Origin of the sequence: Vibrio sp. 10N.286.51.B11 (assembly GCF_041469245.1) — a bacterium.
Lineage (GTDB): Bacteria > Pseudomonadota > Gammaproteobacteria > Enterobacterales > Vibrionaceae > Vibrio > Vibrio crassostreae_C.
In genome coordinates, this window is record NZ_JBFRKI010000012.1 from 124,049 (window position 1) to 145,207 (window position 21,159).

The following is a 21,159-nucleotide window of genomic DNA, read 5'->3' on the forward strand; positions in this document are numbered from 1 at the left end:
ACGACTCATAGAGAAAAGGGGCACAATATAAAGAAGCTATAAAGTACTCACTAAGAATACTTGCAAGAGCCTATTCATCAGGCATTACGTCTAAACGGGCTCATACTAAGCTTGTCCGCGAATCTAACGCGAGCCCCATTCAATTATTTTTGCCGTAAATCACAAAATAAATTGTGGATGTTTGAAAAGACTCTCTTAATCGGTTGTGAAATCATTGAATTTCTAGTTCGACACCATAAACTCAACGTTATATTCAGTTATCAGAGATAAACTCATGACAAAGAAAGTAATAGCAGAATTTGATTTACTGCTTATCGCAAACCAAATTATCCAATCACATGATGACTACATTGAAGGCATGCGCGCAAACAGCGTAGTAGAAAAAGACGATGTACTCGTCTTCAAAGGTGAATACTTCTTAGACAGCAATGGAATGCCGACCGAGAATACAACCGCGGTATTTAACATGTTTAAATACTTAGCGCACCACCTTTCGAAAGAATTTACAATTCAGCAATAATTAAAAAGCTTGCCACTTAGGCAAGCTTTTTTGTTCCTAAACCTTTACATACTAAGCATTTTTATAGACTTAGCATTTTCAGCTTGTCGAAGTAATCAGGGAATGTCTTTGACGTACAACCTGGATCATTAATCGTCACAGGCGTATCGCTCAAAGCAACCAGCGAGAAACACATCGCCATACGGTGATCATCGTAAGTATCAATCGCCGCATGAGTCAGTTCAGCCACAGGGTTAACAATAATGTAATCTTCACCCTCTTCCACTTCAGCGCCGACTTTGCGTAGCTCTGTTGCCATTGCAGCCAAGCGGTCTGTCTCTTTCACACGCCAGTTGTAGACATTACGGATTGCCGTTGTGCCTTTCGCAAACAATGCGGTTGTCGCGATAGTCATCGCAGCATCTGGGATATGGTTATAGTCCATATCAATGCCTTTCAGCTCGCCACAACGAGAAATAACGTAGTCGTCACCCCATTCGATTTCCGCACCCATTTTCTCAAGCGCATCAGCGAATTGGATATCACCTTGGATACTGTTTTTACCAATACCAGTGACCTTAATCTCACCACCTTTGATAGCAGCGGCTGCAAGGAAATATGACGCAGATGATGCATCACCTTCAACCAAGAAATCACCCGGTGCCGAGTAAGATTGCCCGGTAGGAATCACAAACTCTTGGTAATCATTATTGATCACGTCCACACCAAATTGCTTCATGATGTGCAGCGTAATATCGATGTAAGGTTTAGAAACCAATTCACCGTCAATTTTAATGGTCACTTCACCTTCAGCTAAGGGCGCAGCCATCAAAAATGCCGTCAAGAATTGACTAGAGATAGAACCGTCGATAGAAACTGTACCGCTCTTCAGACCTGTACCTGTGATCTTCAATGGTGGGTAGTTTTCGTTCTCTAAGTATTCAACATCGGCACCGGCTTCTCGCAGTGCTGTTACCAAGTGGCCAATTGGGCGCTCTTTCATACGAGGCTCACCAGTAAGAACGTATTCACCGCGACCTAAACATAGTGCAGCCGCCAACGGACGCATCGCCGTACCCGCATTACCTAAGAAAAGCTCTAGGGCTTTGTCACTTGAAAATGCACCACCAACACCTGTCACTTCACAAACGGTTTTGTCTGCAGACAACTGATAATCAACACCTAACTGAGTTAATGCATTCAACATATGACGAATATCATCACTGTCTAGCAAGTTTGTTAGGCGAGTGGTTCCCGTAGAAAGTGCAGCCAAAAGAAGTGCACGGTTGGAAACGCTTTTTGAACCAGGTAGGTTAACTTCCCCGTTCACTTTTTGAATTGGTTGTAACGTAAGGCTTTCCATTAAATCTTATAGTCCTTGTACCACCCGAAGTCACTGGCGCGTATTTATTTTCGGGTGATGAATAATTCTTCGTACTTGCAGACTAACGAACTTTTCCAACGAACTCCAGAGCTAATCCGGCCCAAACCGGTGATTAATTAGCCAATCAATCGTATTTATATACTAGTACACGAGATCAACTCGAACACCATCTGAAAAATAGAGAATTCGTACATCATCGCCTCGGTTGAACAGCATCGAGTTATCGACATCTTGGATAATGTTGACCAACTTGTCGTCTTTGGTTTTGACCAATAACTCGACCAGTTTGTACTCTACTTTATATTGTGTGTTACCTCGGTTACGAGCAATACCCGCACCTGCTACTGCACCTACAGCTGTCGCCACTTCTTTACCAGTGCCGCCGCCAAACTGGTTACCAATCAAGCCACCAATCGCCGCACCTAACAAGGTTTCCCAACCATTCGCTTTCGACTCAACGATCTCTTGCTGAGTGATGTATCTGACCGTATCAATCTCACCATAAACCACCTCGTTTACTGGTCGAGCTTGGTTTCTGTTGTAAGCTGCATTTGCCAACATGGGCAAAACAAGTAAAATCCAAAGCAACTTCTTCATGGTAAAACTCCTAAAGACCTCTTGGTCAGTGATTAATCTGTAATGCGGTACTTATGACTATATACCTAACCGAACTTGATACTACTAGTATAGAGTTTCCTTCGCCTTTCGACGCGCTTGATGACCCCAACGGTCTGCTCGCCTTCGGTGGTGATTTATCACCAATGCGAATTTTAAACGCTTATAGCCAAGGTATATTTCCATGGTATGGCCCAGGTGAGCCTATACTTTGGTGGAGCCCAGCACCGCGAGCGGTATTTAATCCTAAGACATTCGAACCGTCAAAAAGTCTTAAAAAGTTTCAAAGAAAGCACAATTACCGAGTCAGCATCAACCAAGCGACGGACAGAGTAATTGGTTATTGCTCTTCACTAAGACCCGAAGAAGAAACCTGGCTAAACAGCGACATGCAGTCAGCCTACCGCAAACTCGCTTCATTAGGTTTCTGCCACTCGGTTGAGGTTTGGCAAGATGATGAACTGATCGGTGGACTTTACGGCTTACAAAGAGGCCAAGTCTTTTGCGGTGAATCGATGTTCAGCCTAAAGACCAATGCCTCTAAAATTGCGCTGTGGTACTTTTGTAAACACTTTACCCGATTCGGCGGACAACTGATTGATTGCCAAGTCATGAACCCTCACTTGGAATCCTTGGGCGCTATCGAGGTTGATAGGGATGAATTCCTAGGCTCTCTGCAATTACTCAAAGAGTTCTCCGTTGACGATGCATGCTTTAAAACCCAATGGCTAAAGGAAATGCCTTAATGAATCCAGATTTACAACAAATCAGAATTGGATTAACAGACAATCACGCTTGCAGCTACTTACCTCACTTCGAAGAGAGAGTGGCGGTCACGCTTGACGAACACATGCACACCTCAGATAACTATGAAGTTCTGCTTGCGAATGGATTTCGCCGCAGTGGTTCAACCATTTATAAGCCACATTGCGATAATTGCTCAGCATGCCAAGCGATTCGGCTTTCAATTCCTGAGGTTAAGCTTTCCAAAAGCCAACGACGGATCCTTAACAAAGGAAAATCACTACGTTGGGAACTGAAAGATGAGATGGATGACAACTGGTTTGACTTATACAGTCGCTATATCACCGCTCGTCACCGTTCGGGAACCATGTACCCACCCAAGAAAGAAGAGTTTCTACAATTCTCTAAAAATGAGTGGCTTACTACAAAGTTCATGCACATCTATGATGAGAACAAGTTGGTTGGTATCGCCGTAACCGACATCATGGCTCACTGTACGAGCGCGTTTTATACCTTCTTCGCTCCTGATATAGACATTTCGATGGGAACACTTGGCGTTCTATTTCAGATCCAACATGCCCAGAAAGAACAAAAACAATGGTTATATTTGGGTTATCAAATCGATGAATGCCCTGCGATGAACTATAAAGTACGATTTCAACGTCATCAAAGGCTAGTAAATCAGCGGTGGCAAGGGTAGAATACGCGACAACTTTACATATTTTGATTTTAACGGCACAATCAAGCCGTTGAAAACCGCCAAATTTCGAAAGAGGATTAGATGGCTAAAGAAGACGTAATCGAGATGCAAGGCACTGTCCTTGATACTCTACCAAACACAATGTTCCGTGTTGAGCTTGAAAACGGTCACGTAGTGACAGCACACATCTCTGGTAAAATGCGTAAGAACTACATCCGTATTCTTACTGGTGATAAAGTAACTGTTGAGATGACTCCATACGACCTTTCTAAAGGCCGCATCGTCTTCCGTGCTCGTTAATTTTTAATTAGCGAATACAATAAGAAGCGGAGCTTAAGGCTCCGTTTTTTATTGCCTGAGCTTTTTACTACACAAGCACATCAATCTCGCATCTCGCATCTCGCATCTCGCATCTCGCATCTCGCATCTCGCAAGCATAAAAAAACGCACAACCTAAGTCATGCGTTTTATATTTAAGCCTTTGATTTATCAATCACTTCGTTAGTGCATGACCTCTTCTTTAGCACCAACATAGATGAAATCCAATTCGTCTTTTTTCAGGGATACTTTAACCGTACCGCCATCAACCAAGCTACCGAACAGTAACTCGTTAGCAAGTGGTTTCTTAAGCTTCTCTTGAATAACACGTCCCATTGGACGAGCACCCATGGTCTTGTCATAGCCTTTATCAGCTAACCAGTGACGAGCATCCTCAGAAACCTCTAAAGACACGCCACGAGCGTCCAGTTGAACCTGAAGCTCGACAATGAACTTATCAACTACTTGGCTAATCACACTTGGGTCAAGGCTGTTGAACCAAATGATATTATCAAGACGGTTACGGAACTCAGGAGTAAATACCTTCTTGATTTCGCCCATCGCATCTGGCGCATGATCTTGTTGGATCAGGCCGATCGATTTCTTCTCGGTTTCAGCCACACCTGCGTTGGTCGTCATCACTAGAATCACATTACGGAAGTCCGCTTTGCGACCATTGTTGTCAGTTAGCGTGCCGTTATCCATTACCTGCAGTAGCAAGTTAAAGATATCTGGGTGAGCTTTCTCGATTTCATCCAGTAACACAACAGAGTGCGGGTTCTTGATTACGGCATCCGTTAGCAAACCACCTTGGTCGTAACCAACATAACCAGGAGGCGCACCAATCAAGCGGCTCACTGAGTGTCGCTCACCGTACTCAGACATATCAAAGCGCAGAAGCTCAATACCCATCAACTTAGACAGCTGAACAGTCACCTCTGTTTTACCGACACCAGTAGGACCAGCAAACAAGAATGAACCAACAGGTTTATTGTCTGCACCCAATCCAGCACGGGTCAGCTTAATCGCTTCACTCAATACATCGATTGCAGGGTCTTGTCCGAATACCAACATTTTCATGCGCTCATCCAGTTTCTGGAGTGTATCTTTGTCTGAAGACGATACTGACTTTTCAGGAATACGCGCCATTTTCGCAACCATTGACTCAATATCAGCCACGCTTACCGTTTTCTTACGACGGCTTGCAGGTGCCAAACGACTACGAGCGCCCGCTTCATCGATTACGTCAATGGCCTTATCAGGAAGGTGGCGTTCATTAATGTATTTAGCTGACAGTTCCACAGCGGCACGCAACGCTTTGTTGGTGTAGCGCACTTCGTGGTGAGCTTCGTATTTTGGCTTCAATCCAATCAGGATCTTGGTCGTATCGTCTAGCGATGGTTCAATAATATCTATTTTCTGGAAGCGACGAGCTAAAGCACGCTCCTTCTCAAAAATACTGCTGTACTCTTGGTACGTTGTTGAACCGATGCAACGTAATTTGCCACTGCTTAGTAGTGGTTTAATTAAGTTTGCCGCATCAACCTGACCACCCGATGCAGCCCCGGCACCGATAATGGTGTGGATCTCATCGATGAACAGAATCGCGTCTTCTTCTTTCTCCAGTTGCTTAAGAATCGCTTTAAAACGTTTCTCAAAGTCACCACGATATTTGGTTCCGGCTAACAGTGAACCGATATCTAGAGAATAAATTACGCTGCTCTGAATGATTTCAGGCACTTGTCCTTCAACGATGCGCCATGCAAGACCTTCCGCGATGGCAGTTTTACCTACCCCCGCTTCACCCACTAACAGAGGGTTGTTCTTACGACGACGACACAGAACTTGGATAGTGCGTTCTAGCTCTTTGTCACGACCGATTAGTGGGTCAATATTGCCCTGCTTTGCGACTTCGTTAAGGTTAGTAGCAAAATTTTCTAAACGGTCTTCAGAGTTAGCTTCTTCAGCATTTTCTGCACCACCAAATGAATCGGATGATGAAGGACTGTCGCCTTCGTTGCTCGCTTTGGTAATACCGTGTGAGATGAAGTTAACAATATCTAAGCGACTAATGTCGTTTTTCTTAAGAAGATATGCCGCGTGAGATTCTTGCTCACTAAAAATAGCCACAAGTACGTTAGCACCTGTTACTTCGCTGCGACCTGAAGATTGAACATGAAAAACAGCGCGTTGAAGTACTCGTTGGAAGCTCAACGTAGGCTGAGTTTCGCGAGTTTCGTCGCTTTCAGGGATAAGTGGGGTCGTTTGATCGATAAAAATATCGAGCTCATTGCGAAGAGCATCGAGATCAGCCTGACAAGCTTGGAGCGCTTCCTTGGCCGCATCATTTTCTAATAATGCTAGTAGGAGGTGTTCGACAGTCATGAATTCATGTCGCTTGTCTCGCGCACGAGCAAATGCGCCATTTAAACTCGTCTCTAATTCTTTATTTAGCATAAGTACCTCCTAAGGGAACAACAGTGTTGTTCGAGCAATTTATACTTGCTCCATTGTACATAGTAGCGGATGCTCATTTTCCTTTGAGTACATCGTGACCTGCGCTACCTTTGTTTCCGCTATTTCAGCACTGTATGTGCCGCATATAGCTTTACCTTCATAATGAACCTTGAGCATCACTTCCGTTGCTTTTTCGATATCTAGTGAGAAGAATCGCTCTAGGATCTCGATTACAAAGTCCATGGGCGTGTAGTCATCGTTATTCAACACAACGTTATACATCGCCGGTGGCTTTACTTTTGTTGCTTCTTTCTCCAGTAAATCTGAGCCTGGAGATGCCCATTCAAAGTTTCTGCTCATATCGCTTTGCTAAGGGTTATTTTTCGGAAGTCGTGAGTGTTTACCTAACTCAAATTTACCACATTCACGCTTTACCGTGTACTAAGAAACTGCACCTAGAAACAGTACCAAAAAATATTCCTCTATACTGAGCCTAATCCACCATTTCCATCGCTGCAAATAAAAGATCTCGATTAACAAGATTAACATATGTGATTGATTAAAAAGACGCCATAACTATTGATACTAACGATAAGATTACCGCTAAGTTACCATTTGATTAATAGTTTGCGGTTAATCTCGAATGTGATTTGTTATTAAAATTGATCACTTTTATACCAATTTACTATTGACTGTGCTCAATCATTAGCTACATTGGAGCTAAAAGGTTTTTTAATACACTTTTGCAACATGAATTAAAATCAGTAACACGCTTCAAAAATTAACAATAAGGAATAATTACGCAGGGTAGCGTTAATTTCCGTAAGCAATGTACGAGATTCAAGCTATTAGCTGAAATTCTTTAGCTGGTAGGAATGATATCAATCGCACTTACAACAATTGATATAACAACGTTAGTAACAAAATGCATGAGGGATGTATAGCATGGCTACAGGTACAGTAAAATGGTTTAACAATGCCAAAGGGTTTGGCTTTATTTGTCCAGAAGGTGAAGACGGCGACATTTTCGCGCACTACTCCACAATACAAATGGAAGGTTATCGAACCTTAAAGGCTGGTCAGCAGGTCGACTATGAAGTAGAAAGTGGACCTAAAGGCTCGCATGCTAGCTCCGTTGTTCCTGTAGAAGGCAGCGCCGCAAAATAGGCGAATGCAAACTCATGTTAACCTCCATCAGTCGTCATTAACGGCTGACAGGTAAACAGAATATTGAAACCGCTCATTTAATACCTGTAACACAGGATTACGTGAGCGGTTTTTTTCGTTTTGGGGGCTCTAAAGTTGCTCACTGGACAATGAGCTCGAAGAGCTACTCCCCTTAAGCTAGGTCTTAAGAAGTATTAGACAGAAAAAAGACGCTTTAACATTATCGTTAAAGCGTCTTTCGTTTTGACTTTATCTATAACTTAGCTATCAGCCTAAGCAACTCGTTAGCAAATCACGTTCATGAGTGACTAACGATGAGTCCAATCACTATGCATCAATAAACGCGTTTAGCGTTGAGCTTGGGCGCATTAGTGTTGAAACCAATGCATCGTCAAGTAGGTAGTAACCACCTAAGTCGCCAGCCACACCTTGAGCGTTGTTCAGCTCTGCAACGATCGCTTCTTCACTTTCAGCCAGTTGACTTGCCACACCTGCAAACTCAGCAGCAAGATCAGCGTCAGCCGTTTGCTCAGCAAGCGCCTTAGCCCAGTATGCCGCTAGATAGTAGTGGCTACCACGGTTATCAAGCTCACCTACTCGACGTGAAGGAGACTTGTTGTTATCAAGGAACTCACCCGTCGCTTTATCAAGCGCATCAGCTAGAACTTGTGCTTTAGCGTTACCTGTTACTGCGCTCAGGTGCTCTAGAGATGCCGCTAGTGCCAAGAATTCACCTAGAGAATCCCAACGCAGGTGGTTTTCTTTCTCTACTTGTTGAACATGTTTAGGAGCAGAGCCGCCAGCACCTGTTTCAAACAGACCACCACCGTTCATTAGTGGAACAATCGATAGCATCTTAGCTGATGTACCAAGCTCTAAAATCGGGAACAAGTCAGTTAGGTAATCACGTAATACGTTACCAGTAACCGAAATAGTATCTAGGCCTTCTTTGATACGAACCAGTGAGTATTGAGTCGCTTCAAGTGGAGCAAGGATCTTAATTTCAAGACCATCGGTATCGTATTCAGGAAGGTATGCTTCAACTTTCTTGATAAGCTGAGCATCATGTGCGCGTGACGCATCTAGCCAAAATACCGCTGGAACACCCGATGCACGAGCACGCGTTACCGCAAGCTTAACCCAGTCTTGGATTGGTGCATCTTTAACCTGACACATACGGAAGATATCGCCTTCCTCTACGTCTTGCTCAAGAAGCACAGCGCCTGAAGCGTCAACAACTTGAACCTGACCAGCAGCTTCAAGGATGAAAGTCTTATCATGAGAACCGTACTCTTCCGCTTTTTGAGCCATCAAGCCAACGTTTGGTACGCTACCCATCGTTGTTGGATCGAACGCGCCGTTCTCTTTACAGAAATCAATAACCGCTTGGTAAATGCTCGCGTAGCTACGATCTGGGATCATTGCTTTGGTATCTTTTTGCTTACCTTCTGGATCCCACATTTGACCAGAAGAACGCAGCATTGCAGGCATAGATGCATCCACAATGATATCGCTTGGTACGTGTAGGTTAGTAATGCCACGGTCCGAATCAACCATCGCTAGTGGTGGCTGAGTCTCGTATACCGCTTGCAGGTCAGCTTCGATTGCTTCTTTCTGCTCTTGAGGAAGCGCATCAATCTTCGCGTAGACATCACCGATGCCGTTATTTACATCAACGCCTAGCTCTTCAAACAGCTGACCGTGTTTAGCAAATACGCCTTTGTAGTAAACCTTAACCGCGTGACCAAAGATCACTGGGTCAGATACTTTCATCATCGTCGCTTTCAAGTGAAGAGAAAGCAGTACACCTTGCTCTTTAGCCGATGCGATTTCTTTTTCGAAGAATGCAACCAAAGCGGCCTTATTCATCACTGACGCATCAATGATCTCTTTATCTTGCAGTGCAAAAGCTGGCTTCAATGTTTTCTTCGCACCATCTTTGCCAACGAATTCAATGCTAACTTCTGTAGCACCTTCAATGGTTACTGACTTTTCGCTACCGAAGAAGTCTTTGTCGTCCATACTTGAAACGTGCGACTTAGAATCTGCAGACCAAGCACCCATTGAGTGTGGGTTCTTCTTCGCGTAGTTTTTAACAGAAAGTGGAGCGCGGCGATCCGAGTTACCTTCACGCAATACTGGATTTACTGCACTGCCTTTGATTTTGTCGTAAGTCGCTTTTACTGCTTTCTCTTCGTCAGTGTTTGCTTCTTCTGGGTAATTAGGAAGTGCGTAACCTTTTGACTGTAGCTCTTTGATTGTTGCTTGAAGCTGAGGTACAGATGCAGAGATGTTTGGAAGCTTGATAATGTTTGCTTCTGGTGTCTTAGCCAATTCACCTAGTTCTGCTAATGCATCACCAATACGTTGCTCTTCGTTCAAATAGTCAGGGAAGTTGGCAATAATACGCCCTGCAAGTGAAATGTCGCGAGTATCAACGTTAATACCAGAAGAAGCTGTAAAAGATTGAATGATAGGCAGCAGAGAGTATGTTGCTAGCGCCGGAGCTTCGTCTGTAATGGTATAGATGATCGTTGGTTTTTCAGTAGGCATGAAATTTCCCTATAGTTCTTACAAGCTCATTTAAAGTAGTGAGCGTGTTATAAATTGACCAGTAAGCCACTCTAAGAGTGAAAACTGCTTACTCGATAGTCTTACTCTATCTTATTTTTCATACAATCTTGATGACAGCATGAACCAAATCCGTGAGTGCGTTGTTATAATAAAACACGAAGGTATAATTAAACAAATCAGGCTTAAGAGTCCATCAACTTGTTCTATTTTGTGTCTTTTAGGCGCGCAAATGATAGCTCAATTCCGTTTCAGTGAAAACTTTTCAGCACACTTCGTTTACATTTTTGCAAGGTAGTTAACATGTCTACTCGCTCACGCAGCGCATCTCGTTCAGACAAACCGGCTCGTTCTGGTGCAACATTAAAACAAAGCGGTAATAGACAAAGCCGAAGCAGTGATAAGAATAACACTGGCAATTCGCACAACAAATCTCACTCAAGCAAGCACCGATATAAAGGCAAGCCTACCAATGCAAAACATAAGGTTGCGCTCGAAGATCGCAAAGTAATTCTGTTCAACAAGCCTTTCGATACTCTAAGCCAATTTACAGATGGCGAAGGGAGAAAAACGCTAGCGGACTTTATTCCAGTGAAAGACGTTTATGCTGCAGGTCGCCTTGACCGCGACAGCGAAGGGTTAATGGTCTTGACCAACGATGGTATTTTTCAAGCTAAGCTAACTCAACCAAACTCAAAATCCCCAAAGACTTACTGGGTACAGGTTGAAGGCGCACCTTCTGAGGAAGATTTAGATAAATTGAGAAAAGGTGTCGAACTAAAAGACGGCATGACACTGCCCGCTCAGGTTGAGGTGATGTCTGAACCTGTTGTGTGGGATAGAAATCCTCCAGTACGCTTCAGAGCCGCGATACCGACAACATGGTTGGCTATTACAATCATTGAAGGACGTAACCGTCAGGTAAGACGAATGACAGCCAATATCGGCTTCCCTACCCTGCGTCTTATCCGTTACTCAATGGGTAATATGAATGTGGGGCAGCTGCAGCCTGGTGAGTGGAAAGAGATTTAACTCATAGCAATATATTAAAGCGAGATTTACGTCTCGCTTTTTTGTACGTGAAGATTGATTACTTTTGGTCAATTAACCATTTTTGGAATGCTTTACGCTCTTCTTCATTTGCTCTTGAATACCATAGCTTAAGTTGAAGCGTATTTTCAGACTCTTGCACAGTACTGTCGCCAGCTACCGTTGCTCCAACTACTGCACCAGTTTGTACCGCCGCTAGCTCTTCTTTCAACGAACGAATCTTGCCTGAATCAAAAACTAAGCCTCTTTCTTGGTTGTAGTCTTTAACCAACTGAGGGATATCGCTGTAAGGCAGTGCACCTTGAGATGGAGGCAAAACTTCTTGCACGACTTCTGCATCATCACCGTTTACAGAGATACTGAATATAGGAAGTTCTCTGTCTACATTTTTTTCGATTTTAGCGTACTTTCTACTTAGAAGATCAATATCAACATCAGCATTTTCGGGAACATTAACTACCATAATGTAAGGAACTGTACTGATAAACTCGCGTTTGCCTTTATCGCTCAAATACCCTGTGTAATCTAAAACGAGTTGGTTTTCACCTGAGGTGAATACAGCGTCTTCCACACTTTCAACAACCTCACCGTTCAAAGTATTTAGCGAAATACCAGAAGCCAAATCAAGAGCAGCCGTTGCGTATGGTGCAGAGAATAGACAGACAAAACTCAAATACCACTTGTTCATGTACGATTCCTTAATCAATAAATGTAAAAAAGCCAGCTAATAGCTGGCTTTTGTATAGCATAGTTAACTACAGATTAGAATGTGTAGTAAACACCAGCGATAACGCCGTCAGCATCTAGAGTTTGTGATGCGTATTCGAAATCAGCAGTTTGGTATTCAGCTAGGAATAGGATGTTGTCACGGAATGCGTAATCAACACCAACAACTAGGTTAGTAGAGTCGATATCAGAGATCTTAGAAGTACCCGCTGCTGTAGCGATTTCGTCAGTTGTTGCTACAGAGTATGTAGCGTATAGACGAACAGCGTCGATTTGGTAAGCAGCTGCGATACCCATAGTTTCACCGTTGCCGTAAGAATCAGCAGCGATGTCAGATAGGTCCCAGTAACCGTAACCTTGGTTGCCTTCAAACTGTGCGTAAGTAAGCGCTAAGTAAAAACCACCAAATTCAGCAGAAGCAGAAACACCAGCAAGAGAGTAATCTACGTCTTTAGCAGCGTCACCAGTGATGTAAGAAGCACCGATAGAGAAGTTGCTGAATGCGTAATCTGCAGAGATACCGTAAGTGTTGTCAACGTCTTCAGTAGAATCAGTGTTAACGTCAGCTACGATTGTGAAACCTTCAACGAATTGACCTTTGAATACAGCGCCGTGGCCAGAAGACTCGCGGTGGTGACCACCAGTAGAGCCCATGTAGTTACCTTCGTTTGTGATATCATCTTTCTGGATAGCGTCAGCAGATTCTGCTAGGTCGCCAGTTTCACCGAAAGCCATACCCCAAGTGTCAGTTTTAAAACCAGCTAGAACGTCATCGAACTTAGCGTTGCTGCCGTCAGTTTCGATTTCGAAAGATGCGAATGCTGTGAACTGGTCGTTAAGCTTCTGCTCAGCGTCTAGTTGAATTTTAGCCCAAGTAGAAACGTCAGCTTCGTTCTTAGTTGTTTCAGTTAGGTTTTTGTCTACTTCAGATTGAGATAGGTAGATATCTACCTCGCCTTTTAGGCCAACTTTAGTATCGTCGTTAGAGTAAATTTCTGCTGCGTTTACAGAAGTTGCTGTAGCTGCGATAGCTAGCGCTAATAGAGTCTTTTTCATAATAAATCCACTGCCTTTTCTAAGAATGGGAGATCCTTGCCCGGTTCCCTTTTATTTTTATGACTGGTCATTACCACTCTTTGTTGGTTAATCACCGTCACTAAATTTCGAGGTCTAGATTGCAAAAGATTATCCTGCGTGTCAAATAAACTAAAAACAAACCTAAAAAAAACACAAAGCAATCAAAATCAACTACTTACATTTTTTTTCATAGTTTTACGAGCAGCTTATCCTTAGTTTTACCAGGAAATATAATAATCCAAAAAAAGAACAAAACAGCATTTAACACCACAAACAACTTGTAAAAACGCCACATCTCAGGATTTAACACCTACAAGCAAGTCTTTTTTAATATTTATATTTCGCAACATAAATAAAATAGTTAAGTTCCTGATGGTTCAGTTTTTTTTTGTGAACAAGATCTACCTTTGATTCAAAAGCAAGCTATTTCACCGTAAATGTACCGACTAGTGATATGTGCTACTATCCTCGCTCCGTTACGTAGGTCACAGTATGCTAACTACTAAAATTCAAAAATCTATTCGCACCAGTTATCAAAACCTCCAAGATCAGTTGGACAACTTTGTACCTCGACGTGCTCAAAATTACCTTGTTGCAGAAATAGCGAAGACACTTTGTGGTCAATACCACAAAAGTAATCGCATGATTGTTGCAGAAGCGGGAACCGGGATCGGGAAATCACTGGCTTATTTAATGGCAACTATTCCTGTCGCTGTGCTCAATAACCGAAAAATAGTCATATCAACGGCGACGGTTGCGCTACAAGAACAGCTCGTCAATAAAGATCTCCCTCTATATAGAAGACTGACTGATCGAGAGTTTTCTTTCATATTAGCGAAGGGCAGACAGCGTTATTGTTGTTCCGAAAAGCTAGCCGCTGCCTGCGGGGTTGATGGCGGACAAATAGCCATGTTCGAATCTAAGCCAAAGAAGAAGGATATCGACCAACTTCAAACCATGTATCGTAGCCTAACCCAAGGTAAATGGGATGGTGACCGTGATTCGTGGCCAAAACCCATCGACAACATGATTTGGCAGATGATTGTCAGCGATAAACACAGCTGTAACAACAGTATGCCTACGCATAGAGACTGCCCTTTCCAGAAAGCTCGCTCAGAGCTAGATAAAGCAGACGTGATTATCGCCAATCACAGTTTAGTGATGGCTGATGCAGACTTAGGCGGCGGCGTGATACTGCCTGAACCAGAAAATAGCATCTATATATTCGATGAAGCTCACCATTTACCGCATGTAGCCAGAGATCACTCTTCTGCGGCTGCGAGCTTAAAAGGCGCAGCATCGTGGTTGGAGCGTTTGAATCAATCAATCACTAAGCTTTCAGGCCTCGCTGACGAGAAACGTGTCCATCGATTTCGAAATGAGCTGCAAGACTCAGTGCAACAGCTGATCCCTACCCTGACTCAAATGAGTAAACAGTTTGACGCTAACCACTTTGAAGACGGCTTGTATCGCTTCGAACATGGCGACTTACCTGAGTGGCTTGAGAATGAATCAAAAGACCTCAAGCAACTCACACAAAAGGCGAGCCAAACAGTTGCGAAGATTGCAGACCTGATTGCGGAACGAGTTAAAGACGGCGAGCTTTCAGCAAAGCTTGCAGAGCCGGCACTGGCAGAAATTGGCTTCTATATACAAAGAACAGAGAACCTTGCTCAAGTTTGGCGCTTAATGGCTGAACCGAAGAGAGAAAAAGGTGCTCCTTTGGCTCGTTGGCTCGAACTTAACAAAGAAAGCGAAGGCGATTTCGTTGTGAATGTTTCGCCACTAGAGGTAGGTTGGCAACTGGATCAACAAATCTGGAGCCGCTGTGTGGGTGCCGTATTAGTATCTGCGACCATGAGGGCGCTCAACTCTTTCAGCTTTTTCTGTCATCAAGCAGGTATCAGCCAAAAAGCAGAAGATGGCGTACAATTTTTGGCTTTGGCATCACCGTTTGATTACCAGAATCAAGCTGAGTTGATCGTTCCGGCAATGAAGTACGAACCACAAGCACCTCAGTTTACCGAATATCTTATTGAAATTTTGCCTAAGGTAATAGAAGACAAAAAAGCCAATCTCGTTCTATTCTCTTCTTACTGGCAAATGAACAAAGTTGCAGAGGCTTTAACAACAGATTTCGTTAAAAAGTCGTGGGCATTGCAGGTTCAAGGCGATACTTCACGAACTGAAATTCTAAAAAAACATAAAAAGCTAATAGACCAAGGTAAAACCAGCGTTCTTTTTGGAACTGGCAGCTTTTCTGAAGGTCTTGATCTACCGGGTGAGCTTCTTGAAAACCTCGTTATTACCAAGATTCCTTTTGGTGTTCCTACCTCTCCCGTAGAGCAAGCACATTCAGAATATATTGAATCACGCGGTGGTAACCCTTTTATGCAGATTACTGTTCCAGATGCGAGTAAAAAGCTTATTCAATCTGTGGGTAGACTACTGCGTAAGGAAAGAGATTCTGGTAAAGTCACGATCCTTGATAGACGCATAGTAACGAAGCGATACGGAAAGTCCCTACTCGATTCACTACCGCCTTTTAAAAGAACAATAAAATACTAATATCCCCTGCCCTTGAGGTAGTTATGGGCCTTCATCGCTAGGCCCTTGCATTCACAACCCAACATGACTAATCCATAGATTTTTCATGTGGCTGCCCTATCAGCCGATAACGAGAACACTAGCTATTTATGGAAATGATTGAGCCAACCATGTTGGTCATACTTGCTCTGGTTGCATTTGCAGCAGGCTTTATTGATGCTGTCGCAGGTGGCGGAGGGATGTTAACCGTTCCAGCTTTACTGTCACTTGGTTTACCGCCACACATCGCATTGGGTACTAACAAGCTTGCAGCAACCTTCGCTTCATCTACAGCTGCATTCACTTACTACCGTAAAAAGCTGTTCAAGCCTGAGTGTTGGGTCAATGCATTCATATCTACTTTAATAGGTGCGACCATCGGCACACTCACTGTTGATGCCATTAGCACCGAGTGGTTAGAGAAGGTATTGCCGTTAGTCATTCTTGCCGCAGCGGTCTATACCATTTTTCATAAGACTCCAGATGTGAGCCATAATGTGTCTCCTAAGCCATGCCCTGTGCTTAAGAGAAAACAAAAGTACCAAGGATTCATTCTTGGCTTTTATGATGGGGTTGCTGGCCCAGGAACTGGCGCGTTTTGGACGGTAAGCTCTATGGCGCTTTATCGCTTAAACATCTTACTTGCCTCTGGTCTATCCAAAGCCATGAACTTTACCAGTAACTTTACCTCTTTGGTGACCTTCGCGATTCTTGGTCATATTGATTGGGTTCTAGGTTTAACCATGGGCCTTTGTTTGATGGCCGGTGCATTTGTTGGCGCTCACTCTGCTATTCGGTTCGGTGCTACATTTATAAGACCTGTGTTTGTTACAGTTGTAAGCGTACTTGCAATTAAACTGGCATACGAAGCTTGGTTTGTGAACTTATAGGCAGTAGCCAACGGGAAGTGAAATGAATCAATTTTCAAAGCTAAAAAGTGTTATTGATACCTTGATTGGCCATTGCTCGCAGGTTGACAAATCTCGAGGGGCTTATCATCAAGCCTTGTTTGACCGAGCCTTATTTAAATGCGGCGCCTCTGTTTTGCTTCCCTATGCACTTGAAACTCAGGCAACGTACCGCACCATTGTACGTGAACAAACCTCAAATCAACTGACCGCGTCCAGAGCCAACTACCTGACAGAAAAGCTGACCAATCAGATTGCAGCAATCCAAAGAGAGTTAGCCAACCACGATTTACGCTTGGACCGAAAAAGCAAGTCAGGGAAAACCCTGAACGACCTATACAACGAACTCGCCCAGCACCAAGACTGGCAAAAGCGATTGGTCGATTTAGTACGAGTACGAAAGTTAGCGTTTGATTCTGCGCCTCGCCACAGTAAGAAAAAAGCGGAAGAGGCTTGGCAGTTAGCAAAAGAGCGATTAGAACGCTGTGAAGACTCAATGAAAAATATTGAGAGACTGATTAACTTAGAGAACCCTAAGCGAAATGAACACTGATAACACACCATCACCACTGGATAACGCACCAGAAGAAGTTAAGTTAGCTGTCGACCTGATCTATCTGCTCGAAAGCAACGAAATCGATCCAAAAGTCGCGTTAGAAGCAATCAAAATTGTCCAGCAAGATTTACAAGCCAAACTAGCATCTAGCATCTAGCATCTAGCATCTAGCATCTAGCATCTAGCATAAAAATATACAGGATTCACATGTACCAACTCAGCTTTTCTATGCCCGAGTTTCTTGAAAACTACTGGCATAAAAAACCAACCATCTTAAAGGGTGGCTTCCAAAACTTCGTCGACCCAATTTCGCCGGAAGAACTTGCTGGTTTATCGATGGAAGAAGAAGTGGATTCTCGCTTTGTCTCTAACCTCGACAATCAGTGGACTGCAGAACACGGCCCATTCTCTGAAGAAAAGTTTGGCGAATTAACCGAAACTCATTGGCAACTGATCGTTCAAGCAGCGAACCACTGGCACCAAGGCGCAAATCAGCTGACTGAGGCGTTCCAAGCGTTACCAAACTGGTTATTCGACGATCTCATGATCTGCTACTCAGCACCTGAAGGCGGCGTAGGCCCACATATTGATCAATACGATGTCTTCATCATTCAAGGTCAAGGCAAACGTCAATGGAAGGTTGGCGCTAAAGATGTTGGCCAATACAAAGAGACTGTTCAAGCGTCTGCACTTCGTCAAATTGAAGGTTTTGACCCAATCATTGATGAAACTTTAGAGCCGGGCGATATCCTTTATATCCCACCAGGTTTCCCACATGAAGGGAGCACGTTAGAGCCGTCAATGAGCTACTCTATTGGCTACCGCTCGCCTAAAGAACAAGAACTGATCAGCAACTTTGCCGATTTTGTGCTTGCTCATGATATGGGTGACGTACACCTGCACGATCCAGAATTCAAAATGCAAGAAGGCTACGGAAAAATTCGTTCATCGGATTTAAGCAATCTCACAGACATGTTGAAATCTGCACTAGAGCAACCTGAAACCATCAGTGAATTCATGGGTTGTCTGCTAAGCCAATCACGCCACCAGCTTGATATCGTTGCTCCAGAGCCACTATGGACTCAAGAAGAGATCGCTCAACACTTAGAGTCTGAAGGTGAGATTCACCGAGTATCAGGCTTAAAGGCGCTCTACCACGAAAATGAAAGCAACACTGCTTACATCAATGGCGAAGTGGTTAAGGTTGATGAAGCGGATTCTTCGTTACTCAACATACTTTGCGATGAGACCATGATTACCTCGGCTACTGCCCTATCTCCTTCGGGCATAACTGTCGTGACTGAATTGGTCAACAAAGGCTACTGGTTTATCGAAGAGTAAGCAGCGTCAACCGCTGGTTATTGCCTAGCCTCTAAATAAACAATTAAAAAAGGGACAAATGAAATCTTCATTTGTCCCTTTTTCTATTCAAGAACTGGTTAAGGCTTAATGCTTATACCTTGAACTGATTGACCAACTTCTGTTGTTGTTGAGACAGTTGGTCAATTTCATTGCCGACTTGCTCAGAAGCCGCGGCTTGCTCCAAGATCTTCGCACTCAAATCGCGAATATTAACCACGCTTTGATTTACTTCACCGGAAACCGATTGTTGCTCTTCGGCTGCTCGAACGATCTGACTGTTCATATCACTGATCGCCTCAATAGAAGTAAAGATCGACCCCAGATCTTCAACTGCTTTCTGAACGTGTAGTGCTGTATCGTTAGCTAGGATATTGCCTTCTTGTATCGCTTCAACGACATCTTGAGTTCCAGCATGAACCTTGTCGATCACCGCTCTGATCTCACCAACCGATGACTGGGTGCGACTTGCGAGGTTTCTTACCTCATCCGCAACAACAGCAAAACCTCGACCTTGTTCGCCAGCACGAGCCGCTTCAATCGCCGCGTTCAATGCCAGTAAGTTAGTTTGCTCAGAGATCCCTTCAATCACACTTAAGATCTCGGTGATGTTTCCGTTATTTTTTGCCAATTCTTCAACAATAGGAACAGCACTCGACATACGCTCCACCAGCTTTCTCATTTCACCGGCTGAAAGTTCGATGACTTGTTGCCCTTGTTGAGCAGAACGATTCGCTTCGCACGCTGCATCAACGGCCACTTCTGCATTTTGTACCACTAAGCCCGCAGTTTGAGTCATCTCTTCGGCCGCTGTCGCGACTAGATCCACTTCTTTAAATTGAGACTCGCTGCTTTCACGAGTACTTGATGCTGATGCTTTCGCTTGGCTGGTAGTATTTGCCACTTGTTCTGTGGTGTGGATGACTTCTTTGATTGTGTGTTGCAGCTTATCTAGGAACAGGTTAAATCCTTTTGACAACTGACCGATTTCATCTTGAGACTTCACTTCCAAGCGCTGCGTCAAATCACCTTCACCTGAAGCGATGTCATTCAACCTTTCCACAACCTGACGAATCGGCTTCACAATAGACAACGAGGCAAACGCGATAATGGCTAAGCCAAAGATAATAAACACTGTACCGGCGATCACTTCTGTTTTGATGCCTTCACTTAGCTTAGTGCTAATGATGGAATCCAATTTATTTGCGTCAGCGACGACACTGTCTCTTGGGATCTCAAACAACACCCCCCAAGTTTGGTTAGCTGCAACAACAGGTGCAAAGGCAAGTAACCACTCACCGTTCTCGCTCCATTGCGTTGTCACTTCACCACCAAAGATAAAGTCGGTCATTAAATCACTGTTTGTATTGCCACTTTGGAAAGTTGAACCGACTGCAATGCTTGAATCATCAGAAGCGATGACCGAACCATCTAGACTAACCACGTAAGCTTTACCCGCACCGTTAAACAAGCTCTGGTCAGATTGAGTAATCACACTGGTTAAACCATCAAGTCTTAGATCAATACCAAGAAAACCAATAGCAACGTCGTCAACCAAAATAGGGACTGAAATAGAGGACGTAAGTAGTGCTACACCACCGCTGTTCACGACTCTCGGCGTACTAATACACGTTTGCCCTGAAGACAAAGGACAGTAAAAACGTTCGCTATTGCTGTCATCATTCAAGATAGATTCTGAAAGAACGTTCGCTAGAACATTTTCACCGTTATCTGCCACCTTCCAGTAAGGAGCAAAACGACCTTTTTCGTTAGAACCAACATAATCAGCATCGACATAATTCGCATCTTCACTATCGAGCAAGTCAGGCTTGAAAACTAGATACGCTCCTTGAATAGAGTCGAAGTTTAAAACCGAGCGACGAACCATTTCATCCAAGGCGGTGCGAAGCTCTTCACTTGGTGTAAAGTTTTCGTCTGCATTGTTTTTTAGAAACTGAGCACTGGCCGCAAGCATCTCTGCGCGGTAAATAGCTTCGTCTACATAACGTTGAGTTTCTTGAGCGTTTAGCTGAGAAACAGACGCCAGCAACTGCTGAGTTTTATTGATAACTGATTCTGAACTTTGAGATTTGATGACTTGTTGATTGCTCGTCGCGTTGTAGATCGAGAAACCAATAAGAGACAGTGACGTAATGATTAAACAACAACCTGCTAAGAGGGTTATTTTCCACTGTACCGATAGAGAGCGCATTTAATATCCTTATTTAAGCCAAAAGACTTCCATAACCATAACTATCACATCGACAACGAATTGCTGTACACAATGTAAATGAGTTAGACGAATAGCTTAGCGGATAATTACAGCACAAATTGCTTACATATAAAACGAAAGTTTATACAAATGTTAATAGAGCGTGTTTTCTTCCTTTTTTCTGTGATTTCAAATGATGTACTCATATAATCATTAGCTGTGTTGCTTAG

Annotated in this window: 19 protein-coding genes; 11 read left to right on the forward strand and 8 right to left on the reverse strand. The window is 43.6% G+C overall.

Translation table 11 applies throughout. The annotated features are described in order from the left end of the window. Window positions 1–274 precede the first annotated feature (274 nt). Entirely contained in the window at window positions 275–520 is a 246-nt protein-coding gene (locus AB4154_RS07510; RefSeq protein WP_017062104.1) for a YciN family protein, read from the forward strand. Between the two features lie 61 nt (window positions 521–581). Here AB4154_RS07510 and aroA read toward each other — a convergent pair whose 3' ends face one another. Both aroA and AB4154_RS07520 read right to left on the reverse strand, forming a co-directional pair. Next, the gene (aroA, locus tag AB4154_RS07515) at window positions 582–1,862 is read right to left on the reverse strand and encodes a 3-phosphoshikimate 1-carboxyvinyltransferase (protein ID WP_017062105.1); all 1,281 of its coding nucleotides are present in this window, start codon (window positions 1,860–1,862) and stop codon (window positions 582–584) included. Between the two features lie 162 nt (window positions 1,863–2,024). Further along, window positions 2,025–2,480: a glycine zipper 2TM domain-containing protein gene (locus AB4154_RS07520; RefSeq protein ID WP_004736438.1), complete on the reverse strand. Its 456-nt coding sequence runs from the start codon at window positions 2,478–2,480 to the stop codon at window positions 2,025–2,027. A gap of 53 nt (window positions 2,481–2,533) precedes the next feature. Here AB4154_RS07520 and aat point away from each other — a divergent pair, with 53 nt between their 5' ends. The 3 genes from aat to infA all read left to right on the forward strand — a co-directional run bounded on the left by aat (window position 2,534) and on the right by infA (window position 4,242). Then, entirely contained in the window at window positions 2,534–3,244 is a 711-nt protein-coding gene (gene aat, locus AB4154_RS07525; protein ID WP_017063504.1) for a leucyl/phenylalanyl-tRNA--protein transferase, read from the forward strand. Beyond that, the gene (locus AB4154_RS07530) at window positions 3,244–3,942 is read left to right on the forward strand and encodes an arginyltransferase (RefSeq protein WP_017062107.1); all 699 of its coding nucleotides are present in this window, start codon (window positions 3,244–3,246) and stop codon (window positions 3,940–3,942) included. Before aat ends, AB4154_RS07530 begins: the two co-directional genes overlap by 1 nt. An 81-nt stretch (window positions 3,943–4,023) precedes the next feature. Next, window positions 4,024–4,242: a translation initiation factor IF-1 gene (gene infA / locus AB4154_RS07535; RefSeq protein ID WP_001040192.1), complete on the forward strand. Its 219-nt coding sequence runs from the start codon at window positions 4,024–4,026 to the stop codon at window positions 4,240–4,242. A 201-nt stretch (window positions 4,243–4,443) separates the two neighbouring features. Here infA and clpA read toward each other — a convergent pair whose 3' ends face one another. Together clpA and clpS are read right to left on the reverse strand one after the other, a co-directional pair. After that, window positions 4,444–6,717, reverse strand: a complete 2,274-nt coding sequence (clpA, locus tag AB4154_RS07540; protein WP_017062108.1) for an ATP-dependent Clp protease ATP-binding subunit ClpA — start codon at window positions 6,715–6,717, stop codon at window positions 4,444–4,446. A 39-nt stretch (window positions 6,718–6,756) separates the two neighbouring features. Next, window positions 6,757–7,077, reverse strand: a complete 321-nt coding sequence (gene clpS, locus AB4154_RS07545) for an ATP-dependent Clp protease adapter ClpS (protein WP_004737430.1) — start codon at window positions 7,075–7,077, stop codon at window positions 6,757–6,759. Window positions 7,078–7,662: 585 nt separating this feature from the next. Between clpS and cspD the strand changes: the two genes are divergently transcribed. Then, complete coding sequence (gene cspD / locus AB4154_RS07550; RefSeq protein ID WP_004736548.1) at window positions 7,663–7,884, forward strand: cold shock domain-containing protein CspD; 222 nt, start codon at window positions 7,663–7,665, stop codon at window positions 7,882–7,884. 327 nt (window positions 7,885–8,211) lie between these two features. On the opposite strand, the gene AB4154_RS07555 is transcribed toward cspD, so the two are convergent. Then, window positions 8,212–10,437 (reverse strand): NADP-dependent isocitrate dehydrogenase, encoded by a 2,226-nt coding sequence (locus AB4154_RS07555; protein WP_372122635.1) that lies wholly within the window; start codon window positions 10,435–10,437, stop codon window positions 8,212–8,214. A gap of 321 nt (window positions 10,438–10,758) precedes the next feature. Here AB4154_RS07555 and AB4154_RS07560 point away from each other — a divergent pair, with 321 nt between their 5' ends. After that, on the forward strand, window positions 10,759–11,487 hold the full coding sequence (locus AB4154_RS07560) for a pseudouridine synthase (RefSeq protein ID WP_102319676.1): 729 nt from the start codon (window positions 10,759–10,761) through the stop codon (window positions 11,485–11,487). Between the two features lie 58 nt (window positions 11,488–11,545). Here AB4154_RS07560 and AB4154_RS07565 read toward each other — a convergent pair whose 3' ends face one another. Beyond that, window positions 11,546–12,193: a DUF2057 family protein gene (locus AB4154_RS07565; protein ID WP_102398103.1), complete on the reverse strand. Its 648-nt coding sequence runs from the start codon at window positions 12,191–12,193 to the stop codon at window positions 11,546–11,548. A gap of 74 nt (window positions 12,194–12,267) precedes the next feature. Beyond that, a complete protein-coding gene (locus AB4154_RS07570) occupies window positions 12,268–13,287 on the reverse strand; it encodes a porin (RefSeq protein WP_104216125.1) in 1,020 nt (339 codons plus the stop codon). A 513-nt stretch (window positions 13,288–13,800) separates the two neighbouring features. Here AB4154_RS07570 and dinG point away from each other — a divergent pair. From dinG to AB4154_RS07595, 5 genes are all read left to right on the forward strand, one after another. Next, complete coding sequence (gene dinG, locus AB4154_RS07575) at window positions 13,801–15,876, forward strand: ATP-dependent DNA helicase DinG (protein WP_372122637.1); 2,076 nt, start codon at window positions 13,801–13,803, stop codon at window positions 15,874–15,876. A 128-nt stretch (window positions 15,877–16,004) separates the two neighbouring features. Next, window positions 16,005–16,784, forward strand: a complete 780-nt coding sequence (locus AB4154_RS07580) for a TSUP family transporter (protein WP_017062114.1) — start codon at window positions 16,005–16,007, stop codon at window positions 16,782–16,784. Window positions 16,785–16,806: 22 nt separating this feature from the next. Then, window positions 16,807–17,355 carry a primosomal replication protein gene (locus AB4154_RS07585; RefSeq protein WP_017070024.1) on the forward strand — a complete coding sequence of 183 codons (549 nt, stop codon included), beginning with the start codon at window positions 16,807–16,809 and terminating at the stop codon, window positions 17,353–17,355. Next, a complete protein-coding gene (gene rsmS, locus AB4154_RS07590) occupies window positions 17,345–17,515 on the forward strand; it encodes a pleiotropic regulatory protein RsmS (RefSeq protein WP_017055021.1) in 171 nt (56 codons plus the stop codon). The genes AB4154_RS07585 and rsmS overlap by 11 nt, the downstream gene beginning before the upstream one ends. Window positions 17,516–17,565: 50 nt before the next feature. After that, a complete protein-coding gene (locus AB4154_RS07595; protein WP_017070025.1) occupies window positions 17,566–18,699 on the forward strand; it encodes a cupin domain-containing protein in 1,134 nt (377 codons plus the stop codon). 112 nt (window positions 18,700–18,811) lie between these two features. Here AB4154_RS07595 and AB4154_RS07600 read toward each other — a convergent pair whose 3' ends face one another. Continuing rightward, entirely contained in the window at window positions 18,812–20,929 is a 2,118-nt protein-coding gene (locus AB4154_RS07600; protein WP_017070026.1) for a methyl-accepting chemotaxis protein, read from the reverse strand. Window positions 20,930–21,159: the final 230 nt, after the last annotated feature.